Genomic DNA, 17,042 nt, shown 5'->3' with positions numbered 1-17,042 from the left:
TTATGAGTCGATCTGAACGTATGAAGCCGGTTTTGAGAGTGGCAGAAAATCGTGAGCGTGTATCCGTCAAGCGACTGAATGAGTGGCAGCAATTATTAGCAATTCAGGAAAACAAGCTGCTTGAGTTACGTGAATACAGGGATGAATATACTCAACATTTTCAAATGAACTCAACCCAGGGTATGAGTACTGTTCGGATGCAGGATTATCGGATTTTCTTGCAGAAATTAAACCAGGCCATTGAGGAACAGGTCAAGGTGGTTCGGCAAACACATGAAGATTGTGAAAGTTGTCGTAAACAGTGGCAGGTCATTCATGGTAAGACCAAGGCGGTTGATCATTTGGTCGATCGTTTCAAGGCGCAGGAATTGGCTGATATTGAACGTGCCGAGCAAAAGGAAAGTGATGAACGAGGGCAATACCAGAAATCCCGCTATTAATGTGAGCACAGTTTGAGCTTGATGGCATGGCAATTGCATTGTAATTACTGAGTCACTCGTTTTGTTTGTTGGAGGTTGTTCCCATGTCAGAATTGACCATAAATCCGTCCGTTTTACCGACTGGAGGTGTAACGTCGGTAGATACTGCTATCGGTGTGTCTGAAGCGAATGTCGAGACCGATACAGGTTTTTCAGATCTTTTGAAAAGTAATATTGAGACCTTGACGGCGCTTGAAGATGCGCCACAGGATAATAATGCCGGTGGCGATATTTTGCCTGTTGTGATTGAAGACGGCGATGAATTGCCATTGTCTGAGTCGATGTCTCTGGTTGATGCCTCACTAGAAGTGGATGCTGACGGGATGTTACGACCAGAAGTGGTTAAGGCTATCAATCCTGAAGTGAGTGGTTTTGATGAAACGAAGCCTGAAGTAACAACAACTTTGCCATCACCGGGTCAGGAAACGACTGTATTATCTGCTATGAAGCAGAATGATGTTAAACAAGCGCGTACCTCTCCGGTTAACTCCCTTATTTCCCCTGAATTAACCACGCAACCGCAAGTAAATGGGCGTGTGGCTGTAGATGATTTGTCTTTGTCTATGCAGAAGCTGATGTCTCCTGGTTTAAAGGCTGCGCTTGTTGGTGATAATGCGAGGGATGCCTTACCTGCATTATCTCTATCCTCGACAGATTTAGCTGAGATGAATCGTCGCCTGATTTCATCAACGACAACGCGATATGATCTGTTGGCTGGAACAATGGCGGTTGCAGAAGATGCCCCGCTGGATCTTGCTGAGACGGTTTCATCGATACTATCACGTGAATCGGCGGCGCTGGATGCGCGTTTAAGTGTTGCAAAAGAAGCCGCTATGACGATTAAGGATACGATAATTCCGTTAGAAAATAGACCTGTAACCGTTGTTGCTGGCGTGACTTCTTCGGTCGACCCCGCTCTATCAACGCTGATTAGTAATGCGCAATCCCCAATCGTTACGGATTCATCAGCAGCGGGCAGGATGACAGCATTATCTATTAATGTCCCTTTGCAGCAGATGACTAATTGGGGTAATGCCTTAGCGGAGCGCATGTTATGGATGAGTGGGCAGGATGTATCCAAGGCTGAGATTCGTCTTAATCCCGCACAGCTTGGGCCTATGGAAGTGCGTATTCAGATTCAGAATGATCAGGCACAAATAAGCTTTACAGCCCAGCATGCTAGTGTGCGTGAGAGTCTGGAAATGGCATTGCCACGTTTGCGTGAAATGTTTGATAATAATGGCATTAATCTGGTATCGACCGATATTTCAGAGCATTCATTTGCGCAACAAAGGGAAGCAGCTAACCGATCGAGTGAAGGGTTTGATGACTCCGATCAGGGATATTCTGCAGGTGCTGAAGACGTTGCTTTGTCTGAAGGTGTGATCAGTGTGAACAGCGGTGGGTCAAATAATATGCTTGATTTGTTTGTTTGATAAAAATATTCCCCATAGTCTATAGATGGGTGGTTATAACGAGTGTTATATGCTATAGTTTTCATTGATTCTAATAAAAAACAAGCCTTATATTATGACTACAATGAAATGGGTAACTAAGGAAACAGGATCAACAGGGATTGGTAGCAAAGAAGCCGATTATATTCTGCAATTGTCTTCGGCTGATCATCAGCTTCTTGCGCAATATAAAAATTTCCTGGCACAAGGTTCGGCTGATTTTGCTGAGCAGTATTATAACTTTCTCTTCGATAATCCGGCAATGGCTGAAGTTCTCTATGGCTATGAATTGCAGGGTGGTGATATCGGTGAATTAATTCGTCGTCATTTGACACAATTCCTCCAGTTGCTCGAAGGGGATGCGGATGCAGTAACGGCTTATAACGTAGGTGTTAATCATGCGCGTTTTAAGGTTAAACCGTTGTGGGTTATGGGTGGATACCGGCTGTTTTTAAACCACCTTCAGCAATTAATTGAATTATCTCCTGATATCCATATAGAACAACGTACACAGTTGTTGGATGTATTGTTAAAACAAGTCTTTCGTGAAATGGGCTTTGTTTTGCAAGGATACTGGGAAAGTCTGATCGAAGACATGTCACCAGAAAATGTTGATACAGAAGAGACTTTTAAGGAAAAAGAGTTATTAGATCATCTGCCGATGATGTTCTGGTCTATTGATGTTATCAATGGTCAGTTATTGTACGGTGATGAAAATATGGGTGCTGATATTCCCTATCTTGATCAGGTACTAAAAGAAGATAGAAAATTGTTTATCAAGGCTTGGGATGAGGCAATGCAAGGGCATTCCGTACAAATCGAATGCCAGTTAAAGAAAAAGCATCAGAAAAACCCATTATGGCACCGGGTTTTAATGTATCCGGTACAAGATGAAGCTGGCAAGGTGACCCGTATCGATGGTTTTCTGGAGGATGTCCATAAAGACAAGCTGGAAAAAGACCATCTACAAAATGCTGCCTATGTTGATGAAGTGACTGGGCTGGTTAATCGTTCTGTATGGATGGATCGGTTGGAACAATCATTAACCACCGCACGGCGTTCTGGTAATCAACAGACTGTGCTCATGCTGCTGGATCTTGATCATTTTAAAATGGTGAATGATACCCTTGGTAATACGGTGGGTAACGAATTATTGCGTCAGGTAGCATTGCGTATGGATCAGATATTACGTGATACTGATACCGTGGCTCGTTTGTCTGAGGATGAGTTTGGTGTGATTCTGCCTTTGGTTAATAGTGCTGAGGTTGCCGGAGATCTCGTAGCAAACAAAATCATGGCTTGTTTTGATCAGCCGTTTCAGTGCGATGCCGAGACACTTTACATGGATGCGGGTCTCGGTATAGCTATCTACCCGGATCATGCCGACAACAGTACAGATCTCTATAAATGTGCAGAAATAGCAATGTATCGTGCCAAGAGTAGTGATCGGCGTTATAGCTTTTATGAGGCCATTGATGGCGTGGGTACGGGGCTTCATGATCAGTTGCGTAGTGCGCTGGAACGTCGTGAATTTGATCTGCATTATCAGCCCAAGGTCAACATGTCAGGTGGTCGCTTAAGTGGTGTTGAGGCCTTATTGCGTTGGCATCATCCTGAGGAAGGGTTGGTGCGTCCAGATGGCTTTATTCAACTCGCGGAAAAAATGGGATTGATGATACCCATCACCGACTGGGTTTTATCTACCGCACTTAAACAGTCAAATGATTGGAAAAACCAGGGGTTTGACGTGCCGGTAGCGGTTAATATTTCGGCGCGTACTTTTCAGAATCCACACTTGCTCGATCGATTGGTTAATGTGCTCAAGGATGCCGATGTTGAAGGTTCCAGACTGGAGTTGGATATAACCGAAAACACTTTGATGATGGATACCCGTAACAGTATCGAGATATTGGCGAAACTGCATGATTTGGGTATTGCTATCAGTGTTGATGATTATGGTACAGGTTCATCATCATTATCTTATTTACAGAAACTCCCGATTAATTATTTGAAGATTGATCGTTCCTTCCTGCAACCGGAAGGGGGTAAGCAGCAGTCTATCGTTAATTCCATTATTGATGTGGGACATAATATGGGCTGTCAGGTGGTGGCGGAGGGCGTTGAAGATAATGATGCCTGGGATATGCTGGCCGCTATGGGGTGTGATGCCGCTCAGGGTTATCATATTAGTCGCCCATTAACGACAGAAAGTTTCCCATCTTGGGCGGAAGCCGCAGCTAATACTGCTATTCAATAGATCTATTTTGGTGCGTGGTACGCGCACCCCACCTACAGCGTGGTACGCACCTCCCCTACAGTCTGTCATCCTCGCGCATGCGGGGATCTATTTTGTCTCTTTTCTTTTGTATTTTCCCAGATCATTGTAGAATTGACGATGCTGGCGTATTTTTGTGTTTTTTGCTACGGCTATTGGTCAATAAATTGACGTTAATTTTTTTAGTTATTTTAACTCATTGTTATTATTGTTTTTTATTATAGTTTATTCTGTGGCATGTAATTTGCTTGTAACAGGGTATGTTGGAATGTAGAGGTATTCAGGATGGCACAGACAGAAGATGATCTCGATCTGGATTTAGGTGAGGAAGATGAGGTCCTTGAAGAAGCTCCGAAAAGGGCTGGTGGTTGGATTAAATGGGCGGTTATAGGACTCTTGGGTACTACCTTGATTGGTGGTTCTGTTATTGCAGGCCTTTATTTCTTTACCGATATGTTTGTTGCTGAAAACGAAATGGTTGCAGAACAGGCGGATGCTGAACCAGGTAAAAAGGTCAAAAAGAGTAAAAAAGACAAGAAGAAGAAAAAGAAAAAGTCTGCAAAGGAGAAGAAGCCCAAGGTACCGCAGGTATATTTTTCACTTAAACCTGCCTTTGTGGTTAATTTTGGGGAGACCAGTTCGGTTCGTTTTCTGCAGTTGACTATTCAGGTGAGTACACGCCAGCCTGACTCTATTGAGTTGATGAAGGAACACATGCCTGCGATCAGAAATAATATCCTGTTGCTACTGAGTGATCAGGTTCCGGCTGTACTCAATTCACGGGCGGGTAAATTAGAATTGCGTAAGAATGTGTTGAAAGAGATTCGTCAGGTTTTGAAGGAACAAACAGGTGAGAGCTATGTTGAAAATGTCTATTTTACCAGCTTTGTGATGCAGTAACGATTATGTCAGTTAATGATCTATTATCTCAGGAAGAAATTGATGCCTTGCTACATGGTGTCGGCAGTGGTGATGTCGAGACCGAAGGTGAGGATGAGTTGACGGAGGGTGAAGCCTCGAGTTATGACTTTACTAGTCAGGATCGTATCGTACGTGGACGTCTGCCGACACTGGAAATGATTAACGAACGTTTCGCTCGTTATTTTCGCATTGGTTTATTCAATATGCTGCGGCGCACAGGGGATATTGCGGTTAATGGTGTGCAAATGGTGAAGTTTGCCGAGTATGTTCATGGTTTGTTTGTGCCCACCAGTCTGAATCTTATTACCGTTGATCCGCTACGGGGTACTGGGCTTGTGGTGATGGATCCCAAGCTGGTTTTTATTATCGTGGATAATTTTTTTGGTGGTGATGGTCGTTTTCCTGCCAAGATTGAGGGGCGTGAATTTACCCCCACTGAACAACGCGTCATACAAATGATATTGGAACTGGTCTTTGAAAGTTTGAAGGAGGCCTGGAAGCCGGTACTGGAGGTTGATTATCACTACGTTAATTCAGAAGTGAATCCTCATTTTGCCAATATTGTGAGTCCAACTGAGGTGGTTGTGGTATCGACCTTTCGTATTGAGCTTGATGGTGGTGGCGGTGAGCTGCATGTGACTTTGCCTTATTCCATGATTGAACCTATTCGTGATCTGCTGGATGCGGGTGTGCAGAGTGATCGTAGTGATGTCGATACGCGTTGGAATGTTGCGATCTATGAAGAGACTAAGGGTGCCGAGGTTGAATTAAGCAGTCAATTGGCAAAGGCCTCGATTACTATGCGTGAGTTACGAGATCTTTCACCAGGGGATGTGATTCCTATTGATCTACCGGATGAGGTGATCTTGCAAGCTGAGGGTGTGCCTATCTACAGAGGGATTTTTGGGGCATCGAAGGGGAGCTGTGCGGTGAAATTGACGCAAAAAATTGTTTCAGAGCTAGAGACTGAGGAGTTATAAAATGAGTGATGAAGAGAATCAGGAAAATGAAGGTCAGTCTCCGGTAGATGACGCAGGTGGTGATGATGTCTGGGCCGAGGCATTTGCTGAGCAGGCAGAGGCTGAGGGCGGTGCTGCGGGTGCGGATGTAGATACCGATATCGATGCCCTTGTTGACGAAGTCAATAATGATCTGCCGCGTGCCGAACTGGAGAACCTTGAAGATGATATGAATATTCCTGCTGGAGAGGATGTTAATCTGGATGTCATTCTTGATATCCCGGTAACTATTGCCATGGAGATCGGTCGCAGCAAGATCAGTATTCGTAATCTATTACAGCTTAACCAGGGTTCGGTGGTCGAGCTAGATCGTCTTGCTGGTGAACCTATGGATGTGTTGGTCAATGGCACTTTGGTCGCACATGGTGAGGTGGTTGTGGTGAATGAGAAATTTGGTATTCGTTTAACTGATGTGGTGAGTCCGGCAGAGAGAGTGAAGAAAATTTCCTAATATAAATTATGATCAGAAAATTCATTATTGCTGTTGTATTAATTATGCCCCTGTTTTATATGCAGGCAGGTCTTGCTGTAGAGGACGATAATAATAAGACAGAGGTGGCCTCTGTCGCTGAACTCAGTGATTCATGGGCAAAGACAAATCTATCAAAACTAGGCACTGGACTATTCGCTATCCTGGCGTTGATCATTGCTCTGGCGTGGATAATGCGTAGGGTCGGATATATGCAATCGGCTACGGGTGATAAACTTAAGGTTATCTCTGCATTGTCAGTGGGTTCGCGTGAAAAATTGGTATTGATTCAAGTGGGTTCAACACAATTGTTAATCGGTGTTGCTCCGGGGCAGATACAAAAAATTCATCTTCTCGATGAGAATATACCGCTTAAATCAGTCGGGACAGAATTTTCTGAAAAACTCCAGCGAGTTATTAGCAAGAGTAAGTCATCATGACTATGATTCGTTGGGCAGGCTTGTTATTGCTTTTGTTGCAACCATTATCGGCTCTTGCAGATCCTGGTCTGTTGGCATTAAAGGTTACTCCGCATGATGATGGCTCTGAGAGCTATACATTAAGTATTCAGATACTGGCATTAATGACAGCATTGGGTTTTCTGCCTGCGGCATTAATGATGATGACCTCATTTACCCGAATTATTATTGTGCTGGCGATTATGCGTCAGGCCATTGGCACTATGCAGACACCTTCTAACCAGATTCTGATTGGACTTGCCTTGTTGCTGACGATGTTTGTGATGACCCCGGTGTTTGAGAAGATCTATGAGGATGCCGTTCACCCTTACATGGAAGAGCAAATTTCGGCAAAGGAAGCGATGATACGGGGAGGCGCGCCACTTAGAAAGTTTATGTTGCAGCAAACCCGCAACAAGGATCTGGAAGTCTTTGCCGAGATATCCCATACTGAAAATATCGAGACCCCTGAGGACATCCCTTTTTCCTTATTGTTGCCGGCCTTCGTAACCAGTGAGTTGAAGACCGCCTTTCAGATTGGATTTATGATCTTGATTCCGTTTCTAGTCATTGATCTGGTTATTGCCAGTTTGTTGATGTCCATGGGTATGATGATGTTATCACCGATGATTATCTCTCTGCCTTTCAAAATTATGTTATTTGTTTTAATTGATGGGTGGAGCCTGATTATGGTAACGCTGGCATCGAGTTTTTATGTTTGATGTATAGATAGAGGCTAATATGACTCCTGAGTTGGTATTAACAATTGCAGAAAAGGCGCTGACATTAATTGTAATGTTGACGGCACCTTTGTTGTTGTCATCACTTGCTGTGGGCTTGTTGGTTGCCATGTTTCAGGCCGCCACACAGATCAATGAGATGACGCTGACCTTTATTCCCAAACTGATTGTAATGGTTGTGGTCATTATGATGTCAGGGGACTGGATGATACAAATTCTGATGGATTTTACAATAGGTTTGTTCGAGGGCATACCGGCGATGGTAAATGAATGAGGATGAAGCTTCGTGGAAATCAGCGATACACAATTAATATCATGGATTGGAAATTTCTTCTGGCCGTTTATGCGGGTTGCCATGATGATGACGGTGGCCCCGATATTTGGTAGTCGTTTAATGCCGGTTCGGGCACGGATTGTTTCTGCTATTGTGATTACCTGGTTATTATTGCCGATTATTCCTGACGTACCTACCGTTAATCCACTGTCACCAGAGGGTGTTTTGATTGTGGTACAACAACTGTTGATCGGGATGATGATGGGGTTTGTTCTGCAAATGTTGTTTGCCTCGCTGGTGGTGGGTGGTCAAACCGTAGCCCTAAGCATGGGGCTGGGTTTTGCCTCAATGGTTGATCCGCAAAATGGTGTGCAGGTGCCAGTGGTCAGTCAGATCTACCTGGTGGTGGCAACCTTATTATTCCTGACATTGAATGGGCACTTGATGTTGATATCCATGTTGGCCGATAGTTTTTCCAGTTTACCCATTGCTAGTGATGGTGTCTCCAGGCAAACCTTGTGGGATGTGGTGGCATGGGCCGGGGAAATGTTTGCGCATGGTATATTGATTGCACTCCCGGCAGTAACGGCTTTGCTCCTGGTTAATCTTGCCTTTGGTGTGATTACACGTTCGGCTCCACAATTAAATATTTTTGGTGTTGGTTTTCCATTAACACTAGCGATGGGTTTTGTCATTATTCTGTATACGCTACCCGGTATGTTGCCTCACTTTGAGCGGGTGATGGAGAGTGCCTTTAGCATGATACAAAGGGTGATTTACCCATTGGGGCGTTGATATGGCAGAGAATGACGGACAAGAACGGACGGAACAAGCGACACCCAAGCGCATTGAGGATGCGCGTAAAAAGGGTCAGATTCCACGTTCAAAAGAGTTAAATACCATGGGGATTACCATGGCTGCTGCAGCAGCATTTATGTTTATGGGTGCGGACATGATGACTGCTTTCGGGAATCTGTTACATGATGGGCTGACATTGAAGCGGGATGTCATCTTTAATTCGGATGCTATGGCATCGATGTTGGGTCAGCGTGTTATGGAGGGGCTCTGGTTGGCGGCACCCTTTTTCGCGGTGACCTTTGTGGTTGCCATATTTGTCTCGGCGATGCTCGGTGGTTGGTCCTTTAGTGTGCAGTCGATGGCATTCAAGATAGAGAAGCTGAGTCTGTTTAAAGGCATGAAACGCATGTTTTCGATGCGTGGTTTGATGGAGTTGGTCAAGGCACTGTTAAAGTTTATTCTGATTTCTACGGTGGCTACGTTGTTGTTATATGCGCATATCGGAAATTTTCTGTCACTGGGTCATCAGGATGTTCATCAGGCCATGGCTCATGCCGGAGAGGTACTGGTCTTTTGTTTTCTTATTTTGAGTTCCACCTTGCTTGTTATCGCCGCGATTGATGTGCCATTTCAACTTTGGGATCATGCCAAAAACCTCAAGATGACACGTCAGGAAATCAAGGATGAAAACAAGGATATTGAAGGTAAGCCTGAGGTTAAACAAAAGATTCGTAACCTTCAACATGAGATGGCAGAACGCCGCATGATGACAGATGTTCCCAAGGCTGATGTTGTGGTGACCAACCCAAGCCATTATGCCGTTGCGCTGCGTTATGATACCTCAGCAATGGGGGCACCGGTGGTGGTGGCAAAGGGACAGGATCTGATTGCTGCTCAGATTCGTGATATCGCCAGTAATTATGATGTGCCGGTATTGTCAACACCACCATTAGCCAGAGCGTTGTTCTTTAGTACGGAACTGGAGAAAGAGATTCCAGCCGGTCTTTATCTGGCAGTGGCACAGGTTTTGGCCTATGTGTATCAAATCAAGACGGCTCGTGAGAACGGTAGTAATGAACCGGATATGCCTGCCAATTTACCCATCCCGGATGAATTGCGCAGGGATGAAGACGGAAGCATAGATGATGAATAATGATTTTCTGGTGATATTGAAGAAGATGGTAAGTAGTGGCCTGGGTGCGCCACTGCTACTGATCATGATGATGTCCATGATCATCTTGCCGATGCCCCCTTTTCTGTTGGATATCCTGTTTACCTTTAATATTGCACTGGGTTTGCTGGTGCTTATGGTAACAATTTATGCCATGCGACCCCTTGATTTCGGGGTTTTCCCCACAGTATTGCTGATTGCTACCTTGTTACGCCTGGCGCTGAATGTCGCATCAACCCGAGTGGTGCTACTGGAAGGTCATACCGGTACAGGTGCCGCAGGTAAAGTGATTGAGGCCTTTGGTGAATTTGTTGTGGGTGGTAATTATGCCGTGGGTCTGGTGGTGTTCAGTATCCTGGTGATCGTTAACTTTGTTGTGGTGACCAAAGGTGCGGGGCGTGTCTCCGAGGTGAGTGCGCGTTTTACCCTTGATTCCTTGCCGGGTAAACAGATGGCGATTGATGCTGACCTGAATGCGGGTATGTTGACGCAGGAAGAGGCACGTGAACGGCGTGAAGATGTTTCCAGAGAGGCTGATTTTTATGGCTCCATGGATGGTGCTAGCAAGTTTGTACGTGGTGATGCTATTGCCAGTATTATGATCCTGTTTATTAATATCATTGGTGGATTATCGATTGGTATTATGCAACACGATATGTTGTTCGCCGATGCCATGCGTAATTACACTCTGTTGACCATTGGTGACGGACTGGTTGCCCAGATCCCGTCATTGGTATTGTCTACAGCAACGGCCATTATTGTGACACGCGTATCATCAGCCCAGGATATGGGTGAACAGGTGTTGTCACAATTAATGGGTAACCATGCGGCGTTGAGTGTGACAGCGGGTGTGTTGTTGTTACTCGGTGCTATTCCTGGCATGCCACACTTCCCTTTTCTTTCACTAGGGCTGTTGAGTGCTGTTTTTGCTTATACGATATATATGCGCAAGCAACAGGCTGAGGCAGAACCTGTTGAGGTACCCCCTGAGGTTAATGAGGCTGAGGCTGAAGAAGCGAAGGATCTGACTTGGGATGATGTCGGCCCTGTGGATATGATTGGCCTGGAGGTGGGCTACCGTTTGATCTCGCTGGTGGATAAGAAACAGGGCGGGGTATTGATGAGTCGTATTAAAGGTGTGCGTAAAAAACTATCACAGGACCTTGGTTTTTTGGTGCACTCTGTTCATATCCGTGACAACCTGGATCTGGCGCCTAACGCCTATAGAATCTCGTTATTAGGTGTTCCTGTCGGTGAGGCTGAAGTTCACCCGGACCATGAGATGGCGATTAATCCAGGTAAGGTCTTTGGTACCCTGCAAGGTATTGCCGGCAAGGACCCGGCCTTTGGTATGGATGCCATCTGGATTGACCCGGTACAAAGAGACTCAGCGCAGACCATGGGATATACCGTGGTGGATGCCAGTACGGTGATTGCAACCCATTTGAGTCAGTTGTTACAGGAACATGCACATGAGTTGCTCGGTCATGAAGAAGTACAGCAATTGCTGGATGCCCTGGCGCGTAATGCACCTAAACTAGTGGAAGATCTGGTGCCCAAGGCGCTATCTCTTGGGGTGTTGGTTAAGGTATTGCAGAACCTGTTGCAAGAGCGCATTCCGATCAGGGATATCCGTACCATTGCCGAAACTCTGGCGGAGCACAGTGTCAGGAGTCAGGATGCTGACGTTTTAAGTGCTGCGGTGCGTGTTTCACTGGGGCGGTCAATTGTTCAGTATATCAATGGGATAGCAGAAGAACTCCCCGTTATTACATTAGATCCAGGGTTGGAACAGATATTGCAGCAGACTTTACAAGGAGCAGGTGAAGGGGGTGCCGGGTTTGAGCCGGGTCTGGCTGAACAGATGCATACAGCGCTCTCTGAAAAGGTTCAACAGCAGGAGGCCATCGGGCAACCAGCGATATTACTGGTGTCACCACCGATACGCCCCTGGTTGGCGCGACTGGTGCGACATAGCATATCGAGCTTGCATGTTCTAGCCTATAACGAGGTGCCGGATAACAAGCAGATCAAGGTGGTGGCTACGGTGGGTCGACAGCCTGCTATGGAGGGCACAAGCGTTGCAGCGTTGTCTAATCAGCAATAGAAATCAAAGGTTCCGGGTGAACTCGGAGTAAAGGAAGGTAGTTATGAAGATTAAGAGATTCTTCGCAAAAGATATGCGTCAGGCCATTCGTATGGTGAGAGAAGATCAGGGTGACGATGCCGTTATCCTGTCTAGTCAGAAGAAAGCGGATGGTGTCGAGGTGGTCATTGCTATTGATTATGATGAAGCAGTGGTAGAGGCGGCCTTGAAAGATGAACGGGTAGTCGTAAGAGGACGTGACGAGAGCGTAGAGCCTGCTATTGCGGATGACAATGTGTCAATAAAGTCTACCGCATTGGATACTATGGAAGATATGCCGATTGAGAGACCCGTACGCTCGTCGGCCAGTCAAATATCCTGGTCACAGGATCCGGCTATTGTTGAGATGCAGCACGAGGTTAAGGCACTGCGTGGTTTACTGGAAAATCAGATGGCACACCTTGCCTGGGGCGAGATGAGTCGAAAAAACCCCAATCGAGCTGAATTATTGCGGCGTTTAAATCAGATGGGTGTACAATCGGATCTTTGTGAGGAACTGGTTGCTGATGTTGCTCAGGTCAATGATGTGGAACGGGCGTGGCGGCGGTTGCTGGGACATCTAGGACAACGCATTCAGGTCACGGATGATGATATCCTTAATCATGGGGGCGTGGTTGCCCTGGTGGGGCCGACGGGTATAGGTAAGACCACTACGATAGCTAAATTAGCGGCACGTTATGCCTTGCGTCATGGCGCGCGTAGCGTGGCGCTTATTAGCACTGATAATTATCGTATTGGTGCGCATGAGCAGTTATTGACCTATGGTCGTATCCTGGGGATTCCGGTTCAAGTTGCTGCTGGACGGCAGGAATTGGCGGATGCGATTGAAAACATGGTTGATAAGCGATTGATTTTAATAGATACCGCAGGAATGAGTCAGCGAGATTTGCGCTTGAGCGAACAGTTTGACACACTGCAGGCTGAAGGGGTGGCGATTCGAACCTATTTGACCTTGTCGGCAACGACACAAACGCCGGTCGTCGAAGAGGCGGTCAAGGCGTTTTCCAATATACCCATTGAAGGTTGTATTATTACTAAAATGGATGAGTCAATGGTGCTTGGTGGTATCTTGTCAGTCGTCGCACGACACCATTTGCCGGTTGCCTATATTGGTGATGGACAACGTGTACCGGAGGATATTCATCAGGCTCGAGCTGATAAACTGGTGAGTCATGCCGCATCATTGATGAAAGAGATGAATGAGAGTAGCTGGAATTATGAAATTGCAGAGCGATTGGGTGGTATGGTAGCGGATATACAGGAGACACATGTCTGATTTAGTGGGTGATCAAGCCAGTGGCTTGAGGCGTATGAAACAGCCAAAACCGGTGCGTGTTATTGCCGTTACGGGTGGCAAAGGCGGCGTTGGCAAGACCAATGTGTCGGTTAATCTGGGTGTGGCTCTGGCCGAGTCAGGCAAGGATGTGATGTTGCTGGATGCGGATCTAGGACTGGCTAATGTGGACATTATGCTGGGCTTGCATGCAGAGCATGATCTCTCTCATGTTGTTAATGGTACTCACACATTGGAAGAGGTCATTATGTCGGGGCCTTCTGGTTTAATGATTGTGCCTGCGTCATCGGGTGTCAAGGCGATGGCGGAACTTAGCGAGATGGAGCATGCCGGGGTTATTCGAGCCTTTAGTGAACTTAGTTGTGATCTGGATGTGTTGATTATTGATACTGCCGCAGGGGTATCAGACAGTGTGGTGAGTTTTACCCGTGCTGCACAGGAAGTTGTGGTCGTGGTCTGCGATGAACCCGCCTCAATTACAGATGCCTATGCCCTGATCAAGTTGTTAAATCGTGAATATGGTTTGATGCGCTTCAAGGTATTAGCTAATATGACGCACACTGCACAGGAAGGACGTGAATTATTTATTAAGTTATCACGCGTGACTGATCAATTTTTGGATGTTATGCTGGATTTTGTTGGTGCGATACCGCATGATGACTATCTGCGTAAGGCAGTGAAGCGTCAGCGTGCTGTGGTGGATGTTTATCCCCGTAGTCGTTCGGCTGCGGCATTCAAGAATATTGCGCAGAAGATGGACAGATGGCCAACGCCGACGGGGGCAGCGGGCCATCTGGAATTTTTTGTGGAACGACTATTACAGTCGTCCGGGGGAGAAACAGGAATGACATTGTGAATGGTGTAGTTATGTATACAGCTTCGCAGAAAAAAAATGCAGATGAACTGGTAACGAATCACGCAACACTGGTGAAGCGCATTGCTTATCACTTGATGAGTCGTTTGCCACCGAGTGTTCAAGCGGATGATCTGATTCAGGCGGGCATGATCGGTTTACTGGAAGCTGCACGTAATTATGATTCTGAACAAGGTGCCAGTTTTGAAACCTATGCGGGTATTCGTATCCGTGGTTCCATGCTGGATGAGATTCGTCGTACAGACTGGACACCACGCTCGGTGCATCGCAAGGCGCGTGAAGTGGCTAATGCCGTACGAGAAATTGAAAATAGTGAAGGTCGTGACGCGCGTGACTACGAGGTTGCCGAGTACATGGGGCTTGAGTTGAGTGACTATCACAAAATCTTGCAGGATGCGGCGGGTAGTCGAGTATTCAGCTTTGAGGATCCTGCCGGTTTTTCCGAGAATACCAAGGCAGATGACCCTAATAACGAACCTTTAAATAGTTTACAGAACGATGGATTCAAGGATGCGCTGAAAGAGTCGATTAATGGTCTCCCTGAGCGTGAACGTATGGTAATGTCACTTTATTATGATGATGAAATGAATCTACGAGAGATTGGCAATATCCTGGGTGTTAGTGAATCCCGTGTTTGTCAGATTCATGGTCAGGCGATGATACGCTTGCGTGCGCGCATGGGGGAATGGGTGCATGATCATTGATATAGTTTGTTTAGTAGGAGGATGTTTTGGATAAAGGTATGAAAATCTTGATTGTGGATGATTTCTCCACAATGCGGCGCATTATTAAAAATTTGTTGCGAGATCTGGGCTTTGACAATACGACAGAGGCGGATGATGGGGCAACAGCATTACCCATATTGCAGGCTGGTGGGATTGAGTTTTTGGTAACAGATTGGAATATGCCTGGTATGACAGGTCTGGATTTGCTGAAGGCGGTGCGTGCAGATCCTAAATTGGCAAGTTTACCGGTCTTGATGGTGACGGCTGAGCAAAAACGTGAGCAGATTATCGAAGCGGCTCAATCGGGTGTGAACGGCTATATTGTTAAACCTTTTACAGCGGTTACTCTGAAAGAAAAGATTGATAAGATTTTTGAACGTATTGAAGCCGGGAGCTAACGATGACGGTAAGTATTAATGAAGAGACTCTTACCAGAGCTCAGGCATTGGTTGCTTCGATTGAGGCAGGTGATGGAGATACTGCTACCGAGTTGCTCGAAGAGTTATCTCGGCAGAGTGAATCCGAGTTATTTAATGAGTTGGGGCGATTGACGCGTGAGTTGCATGATGCGTTGAGTGGTTTTCAGATTGACTCCAGTATCAAGCAGTTAACAGAGAGTGATATTCCTGATGCCAAGGAACGCCTGAACCATGTTATTGGTCTGACCGAGGAAGCTGCTGACAAGACCTTAACTGCGGTTGAAACAGCCTTGCCTTTGACCGAAGACTTGGAAAAAAAGGCGGCTGAATTTAAGACCAAGTGGCAGCGTTTTCGTAATAAGGATATGGATGTCGAGGACTTTCGTGAGATGAGTCGAGGCCTGGATAGCTTTCTGGATCAAATTGGCCCAAAGACGACAAGTATTCATGGCCATTTATCGGATATCCTGATGGCGCAGGGTTTTCAGGATTTAACGGGACAGATTATTCGTCGTGTCATAACGCTTGTTAAAGACGTAGAAGATAATCTGGTCGATTTAATCAGAATCTCCGGGCAACGTATAAAACCGATAGTTGATGCTGCTGATGAAATAAATTTGGGCCCGGCTGATGTTGCAAATAATGATAAAAAAGATAATAAAAAAGAGGAAGAAAGTGTGGGTGCCTTTGGGCCACATGTCCCTGGGGTAGATAATGTAAGTGAAATTGTGTCAGGTCAGGATGATGTAGATGATCTGTTGTCGAGTTTAGGCTTTTAGAGACTCTTTAAAACATGAGTATTGATGCAGACGACGAAATATTACAAGACTTTCTGGTCGAAGCCGGAGAAATTCTTGAACAACTTAGTGAACAACTGGTTGAGCTGGAACAGAGACCACAGGATACAGACCTGCTAAATGCCGTATTCAGAGGATTCCATACGGTTAAAGGTGGTGGCAGCTTCCTTGGTCTGGATACCCTGGTTGAGGTTTGTCATTGTGCAGAGGATGTTTTTAATATCCTGCGGCAAGGTGAACGGGATGTTGATGCAGCCTTGATGGATGTGGTTCTGCGTGTGCTGGATGTTGTCATGGAGATGTTTACCATGATACAGAATGGTGAAGAGCCACCGGCTGCTGACAGTGAATTATTAAAAACTTTATCTGCTTACGCTAAACCGGCAGAGGCAGAACCCGTTGCTGCTGTCAATGATGGTGCGGAGATGCCTGCCGAGCAGCCTGAAGGTGATATTAGCGATGATGAATTTGAGAAAATGCTGGATGCTGCGGCAGCAGAGAAAAAAGCTGTTGTCAGTGATGATATTAGTGATGATGAATTCGAGAAAATGCTGGATGTTGCGGCAGCAGAAAAAAAATCTACTGCCAGTGATGATATTACCGCTGATGAGTTTGAATCGCTGTTAGATGGTATGCATGGGTCGGGCGAGGCACCTAAGGGTGCAGAACAAAAACCATCCGATGTGAGCAAACCTGCACCTGCACCTGCACCTGCACCTGCACCTGCAC

At 46.0% G+C, this 17,042-nt stretch carries 17 protein-coding genes and 1 pseudogene (1 of these 18 cut by a window edge); all 18 read left to right on the top strand.

The window, feature by feature from the left end; genetic code table 11:
* The first annotated feature begins 2 nt into the window (after positions 1 to 2).
* A complete protein-coding gene (gene fliJ, locus GXP22_10500) occupies positions 3 to 440 on the top strand; it encodes a flagellar export protein FliJ (GenBank protein NOX09893.1) in 438 nt (145 codons plus the stop codon).
* An 83-nt stretch (positions 441 to 523) separates the two neighbouring features.
* Positions 524 to 1,915, top strand: coding sequence for a hypothetical protein (locus tag GXP22_10495; GenBank protein ID NOX09892.1), 1,392 nt, complete (start codon positions 524 to 526; stop codon positions 1,913 to 1,915).
* 94 nt (positions 1,916 to 2,009) lie between these two features.
* A complete protein-coding gene (locus GXP22_10490; protein ID NOX09891.1) occupies positions 2,010 to 4,190 on the top strand; it encodes an EAL domain-containing protein in 2,181 nt (726 codons plus the stop codon).
* 303 nt (positions 4,191 to 4,493) lie between these two features.
* Complete coding sequence (locus GXP22_10485) at positions 4,494 to 5,108, top strand: hypothetical protein (GenBank protein ID NOX09890.1); 615 nt, start codon at positions 4,494 to 4,496, stop codon at positions 5,106 to 5,108.
* A gap of 5 nt (positions 5,109 to 5,113) precedes the next feature.
* A complete protein-coding gene (gene fliM / locus GXP22_10480; protein ID NOX09889.1) occupies positions 5,114 to 6,109 on the top strand; it encodes a flagellar motor switch protein FliM in 996 nt (331 codons plus the stop codon).
* Between the two features lies 1 nt (position 6,110).
* On the top strand, positions 6,111 to 6,599 hold the full coding sequence (fliN, locus tag GXP22_10475; protein ID NOX09888.1) for a flagellar motor switch protein FliN: 489 nt from the start codon (positions 6,111 to 6,113) through the stop codon (positions 6,597 to 6,599).
* A gap of 8 nt (positions 6,600 to 6,607) precedes the next feature.
* Positions 6,608 to 7,057, top strand: a complete 450-nt coding sequence (gene fliO / locus GXP22_10470; protein NOX09887.1) for a flagellar biosynthetic protein FliO — start codon at positions 6,608 to 6,610, stop codon at positions 7,055 to 7,057.
* A 2-nt stretch (positions 7,058 to 7,059) separates the two neighbouring features.
* Positions 7,060 to 7,797 (top strand): flagellar type III secretion system pore protein FliP, encoded by a 738-nt coding sequence (fliP, locus tag GXP22_10465; protein NOX09886.1) that lies wholly within the window; start codon positions 7,060 to 7,062, stop codon positions 7,795 to 7,797.
* Positions 7,798 to 7,816: 19 nt separating this feature from the next.
* Entirely contained in the window at positions 7,817 to 8,089 is a 273-nt protein-coding gene (gene fliQ, locus GXP22_10460; GenBank protein NOX09885.1) for a flagellar biosynthesis protein FliQ, read from the top strand.
* A gap of 12 nt (positions 8,090 to 8,101) precedes the next feature.
* A complete protein-coding gene (gene fliR / locus GXP22_10455; protein ID NOX09884.1) occupies positions 8,102 to 8,884 on the top strand; it encodes a flagellar biosynthetic protein FliR in 783 nt (260 codons plus the stop codon).
* Between the two features lies 1 nt (position 8,885).
* Positions 8,886 to 10,040: a flagellar biosynthesis protein FlhB gene (gene flhB / locus GXP22_10450; protein NOX09883.1), complete on the top strand. Its 1,155-nt coding sequence runs from the start codon at positions 8,886 to 8,888 to the stop codon at positions 10,038 to 10,040.
* Positions 10,033 to 12,165: a flagellar biosynthesis protein FlhA gene (gene flhA / locus GXP22_10445; protein ID NOX09882.1), complete on the top strand. Its 2,133-nt coding sequence runs from the start codon at positions 10,033 to 10,035 to the stop codon at positions 12,163 to 12,165. Before flhB ends, flhA begins: the two co-directional genes overlap by 8 nt.
* 43 nt (positions 12,166 to 12,208) lie before the next feature.
* The gene (flhF, locus tag GXP22_10440) at positions 12,209 to 13,480 is read left to right on the top strand and encodes a flagellar biosynthesis protein FlhF (GenBank protein ID NOX09881.1); all 1,272 of its coding nucleotides are present in this window, start codon (positions 12,209 to 12,211) and stop codon (positions 13,478 to 13,480) included.
* On the top strand, positions 13,473 to 14,354 hold the full coding sequence (locus tag GXP22_10435) for a MinD/ParA family protein (GenBank protein NOX09880.1): 882 nt from the start codon (positions 13,473 to 13,475) through the stop codon (positions 14,352 to 14,354). Before flhF ends, GXP22_10435 begins: the two co-directional genes overlap by 8 nt.
* The gene (locus GXP22_10430) at positions 14,351 to 15,076 is read left to right on the top strand and encodes an RNA polymerase sigma factor FliA (protein ID NOX09879.1); all 726 of its coding nucleotides are present in this window, start codon (positions 14,351 to 14,353) and stop codon (positions 15,074 to 15,076) included. Before GXP22_10435 ends, GXP22_10430 begins: the two co-directional genes overlap by 4 nt.
* A 26-nt stretch (positions 15,077 to 15,102) precedes the next feature.
* Positions 15,103 to 15,495, top strand: coding sequence for a chemotaxis protein CheY (gene cheY / locus GXP22_10425; protein ID NOX09878.1), 393 nt, complete (start codon positions 15,103 to 15,105; stop codon positions 15,493 to 15,495).
* Between the two features lie 2 nt (positions 15,496 to 15,497).
* A complete protein-coding gene (locus tag GXP22_10420) occupies positions 15,498 to 16,295 on the top strand; it encodes a protein phosphatase CheZ (GenBank protein NOX09877.1) in 798 nt (265 codons plus the stop codon).
* 14 nt (positions 16,296 to 16,309) lie between these two features.
* Positions 16,310 to 17,042: pseudogene (locus GXP22_10415) on the top strand (chemotaxis protein CheA); it runs 1,293 nt beyond the window's last position.

It is taken from the genome of Gammaproteobacteria bacterium, from assembly GCA_013151035.1.
Taxonomy (GTDB): Bacteria; Pseudomonadota; Gammaproteobacteria; order JAADJB01; family JAADJB01; genus JAADJB01.
The sequence above is the reverse complement of the archived record's forward strand: the minus strand, read 5'-3'. Positions and strand labels throughout refer to the sequence as shown.

Coding starts and splice junctions, on each gene's coding strand:
- fliJ (NOX09893.1), top strand. CDS start 3: ATGAGTCGATCTGAACGTATGAAGCCGGTTTTGAGAGTGGCAGAAAAT.
- GXP22_10495 (NOX09892.1), top strand. CDS start 524: ATGTCAGAATTGACCATAAATCCGTCCGTTTTACCGACTGGAGGTGTA.
- GXP22_10490 (NOX09891.1), top strand. CDS start 2,010: ATGACTACAATGAAATGGGTAACTAAGGAAACAGGATCAACAGGGATT.
- GXP22_10485 (NOX09890.1), top strand. CDS start 4,494: ATGGCACAGACAGAAGATGATCTCGATCTGGATTTAGGTGAGGAAGAT.
- fliM (NOX09889.1), top strand. CDS start 5,114: ATGTCAGTTAATGATCTATTATCTCAGGAAGAAATTGATGCCTTGCTA.
- fliN (NOX09888.1), top strand. CDS start 6,111: ATGAGTGATGAAGAGAATCAGGAAAATGAAGGTCAGTCTCCGGTAGAT.
- fliO (NOX09887.1), top strand. CDS start 6,608: ATGATCAGAAAATTCATTATTGCTGTTGTATTAATTATGCCCCTGTTT.
- fliP (NOX09886.1), top strand. CDS start 7,060: ATGATTCGTTGGGCAGGCTTGTTATTGCTTTTGTTGCAACCATTATCG.
- fliQ (NOX09885.1), top strand. CDS start 7,817: ATGACTCCTGAGTTGGTATTAACAATTGCAGAAAAGGCGCTGACATTA.
- flhB (NOX09883.1), top strand. CDS start 8,886: ATGGCAGAGAATGACGGACAAGAACGGACGGAACAAGCGACACCCAAG.
- flhA (NOX09882.1), top strand. CDS start 10,033: ATGAATAATGATTTTCTGGTGATATTGAAGAAGATGGTAAGTAGTGGC.
- flhF (NOX09881.1), top strand. CDS start 12,209: ATGAAGATTAAGAGATTCTTCGCAAAAGATATGCGTCAGGCCATTCGT.
- GXP22_10435 (NOX09880.1), top strand. CDS start 13,473: ATGTCTGATTTAGTGGGTGATCAAGCCAGTGGCTTGAGGCGTATGAAA.
- GXP22_10420 (NOX09877.1), top strand. CDS start 15,498: ATGACGGTAAGTATTAATGAAGAGACTCTTACCAGAGCTCAGGCATTG.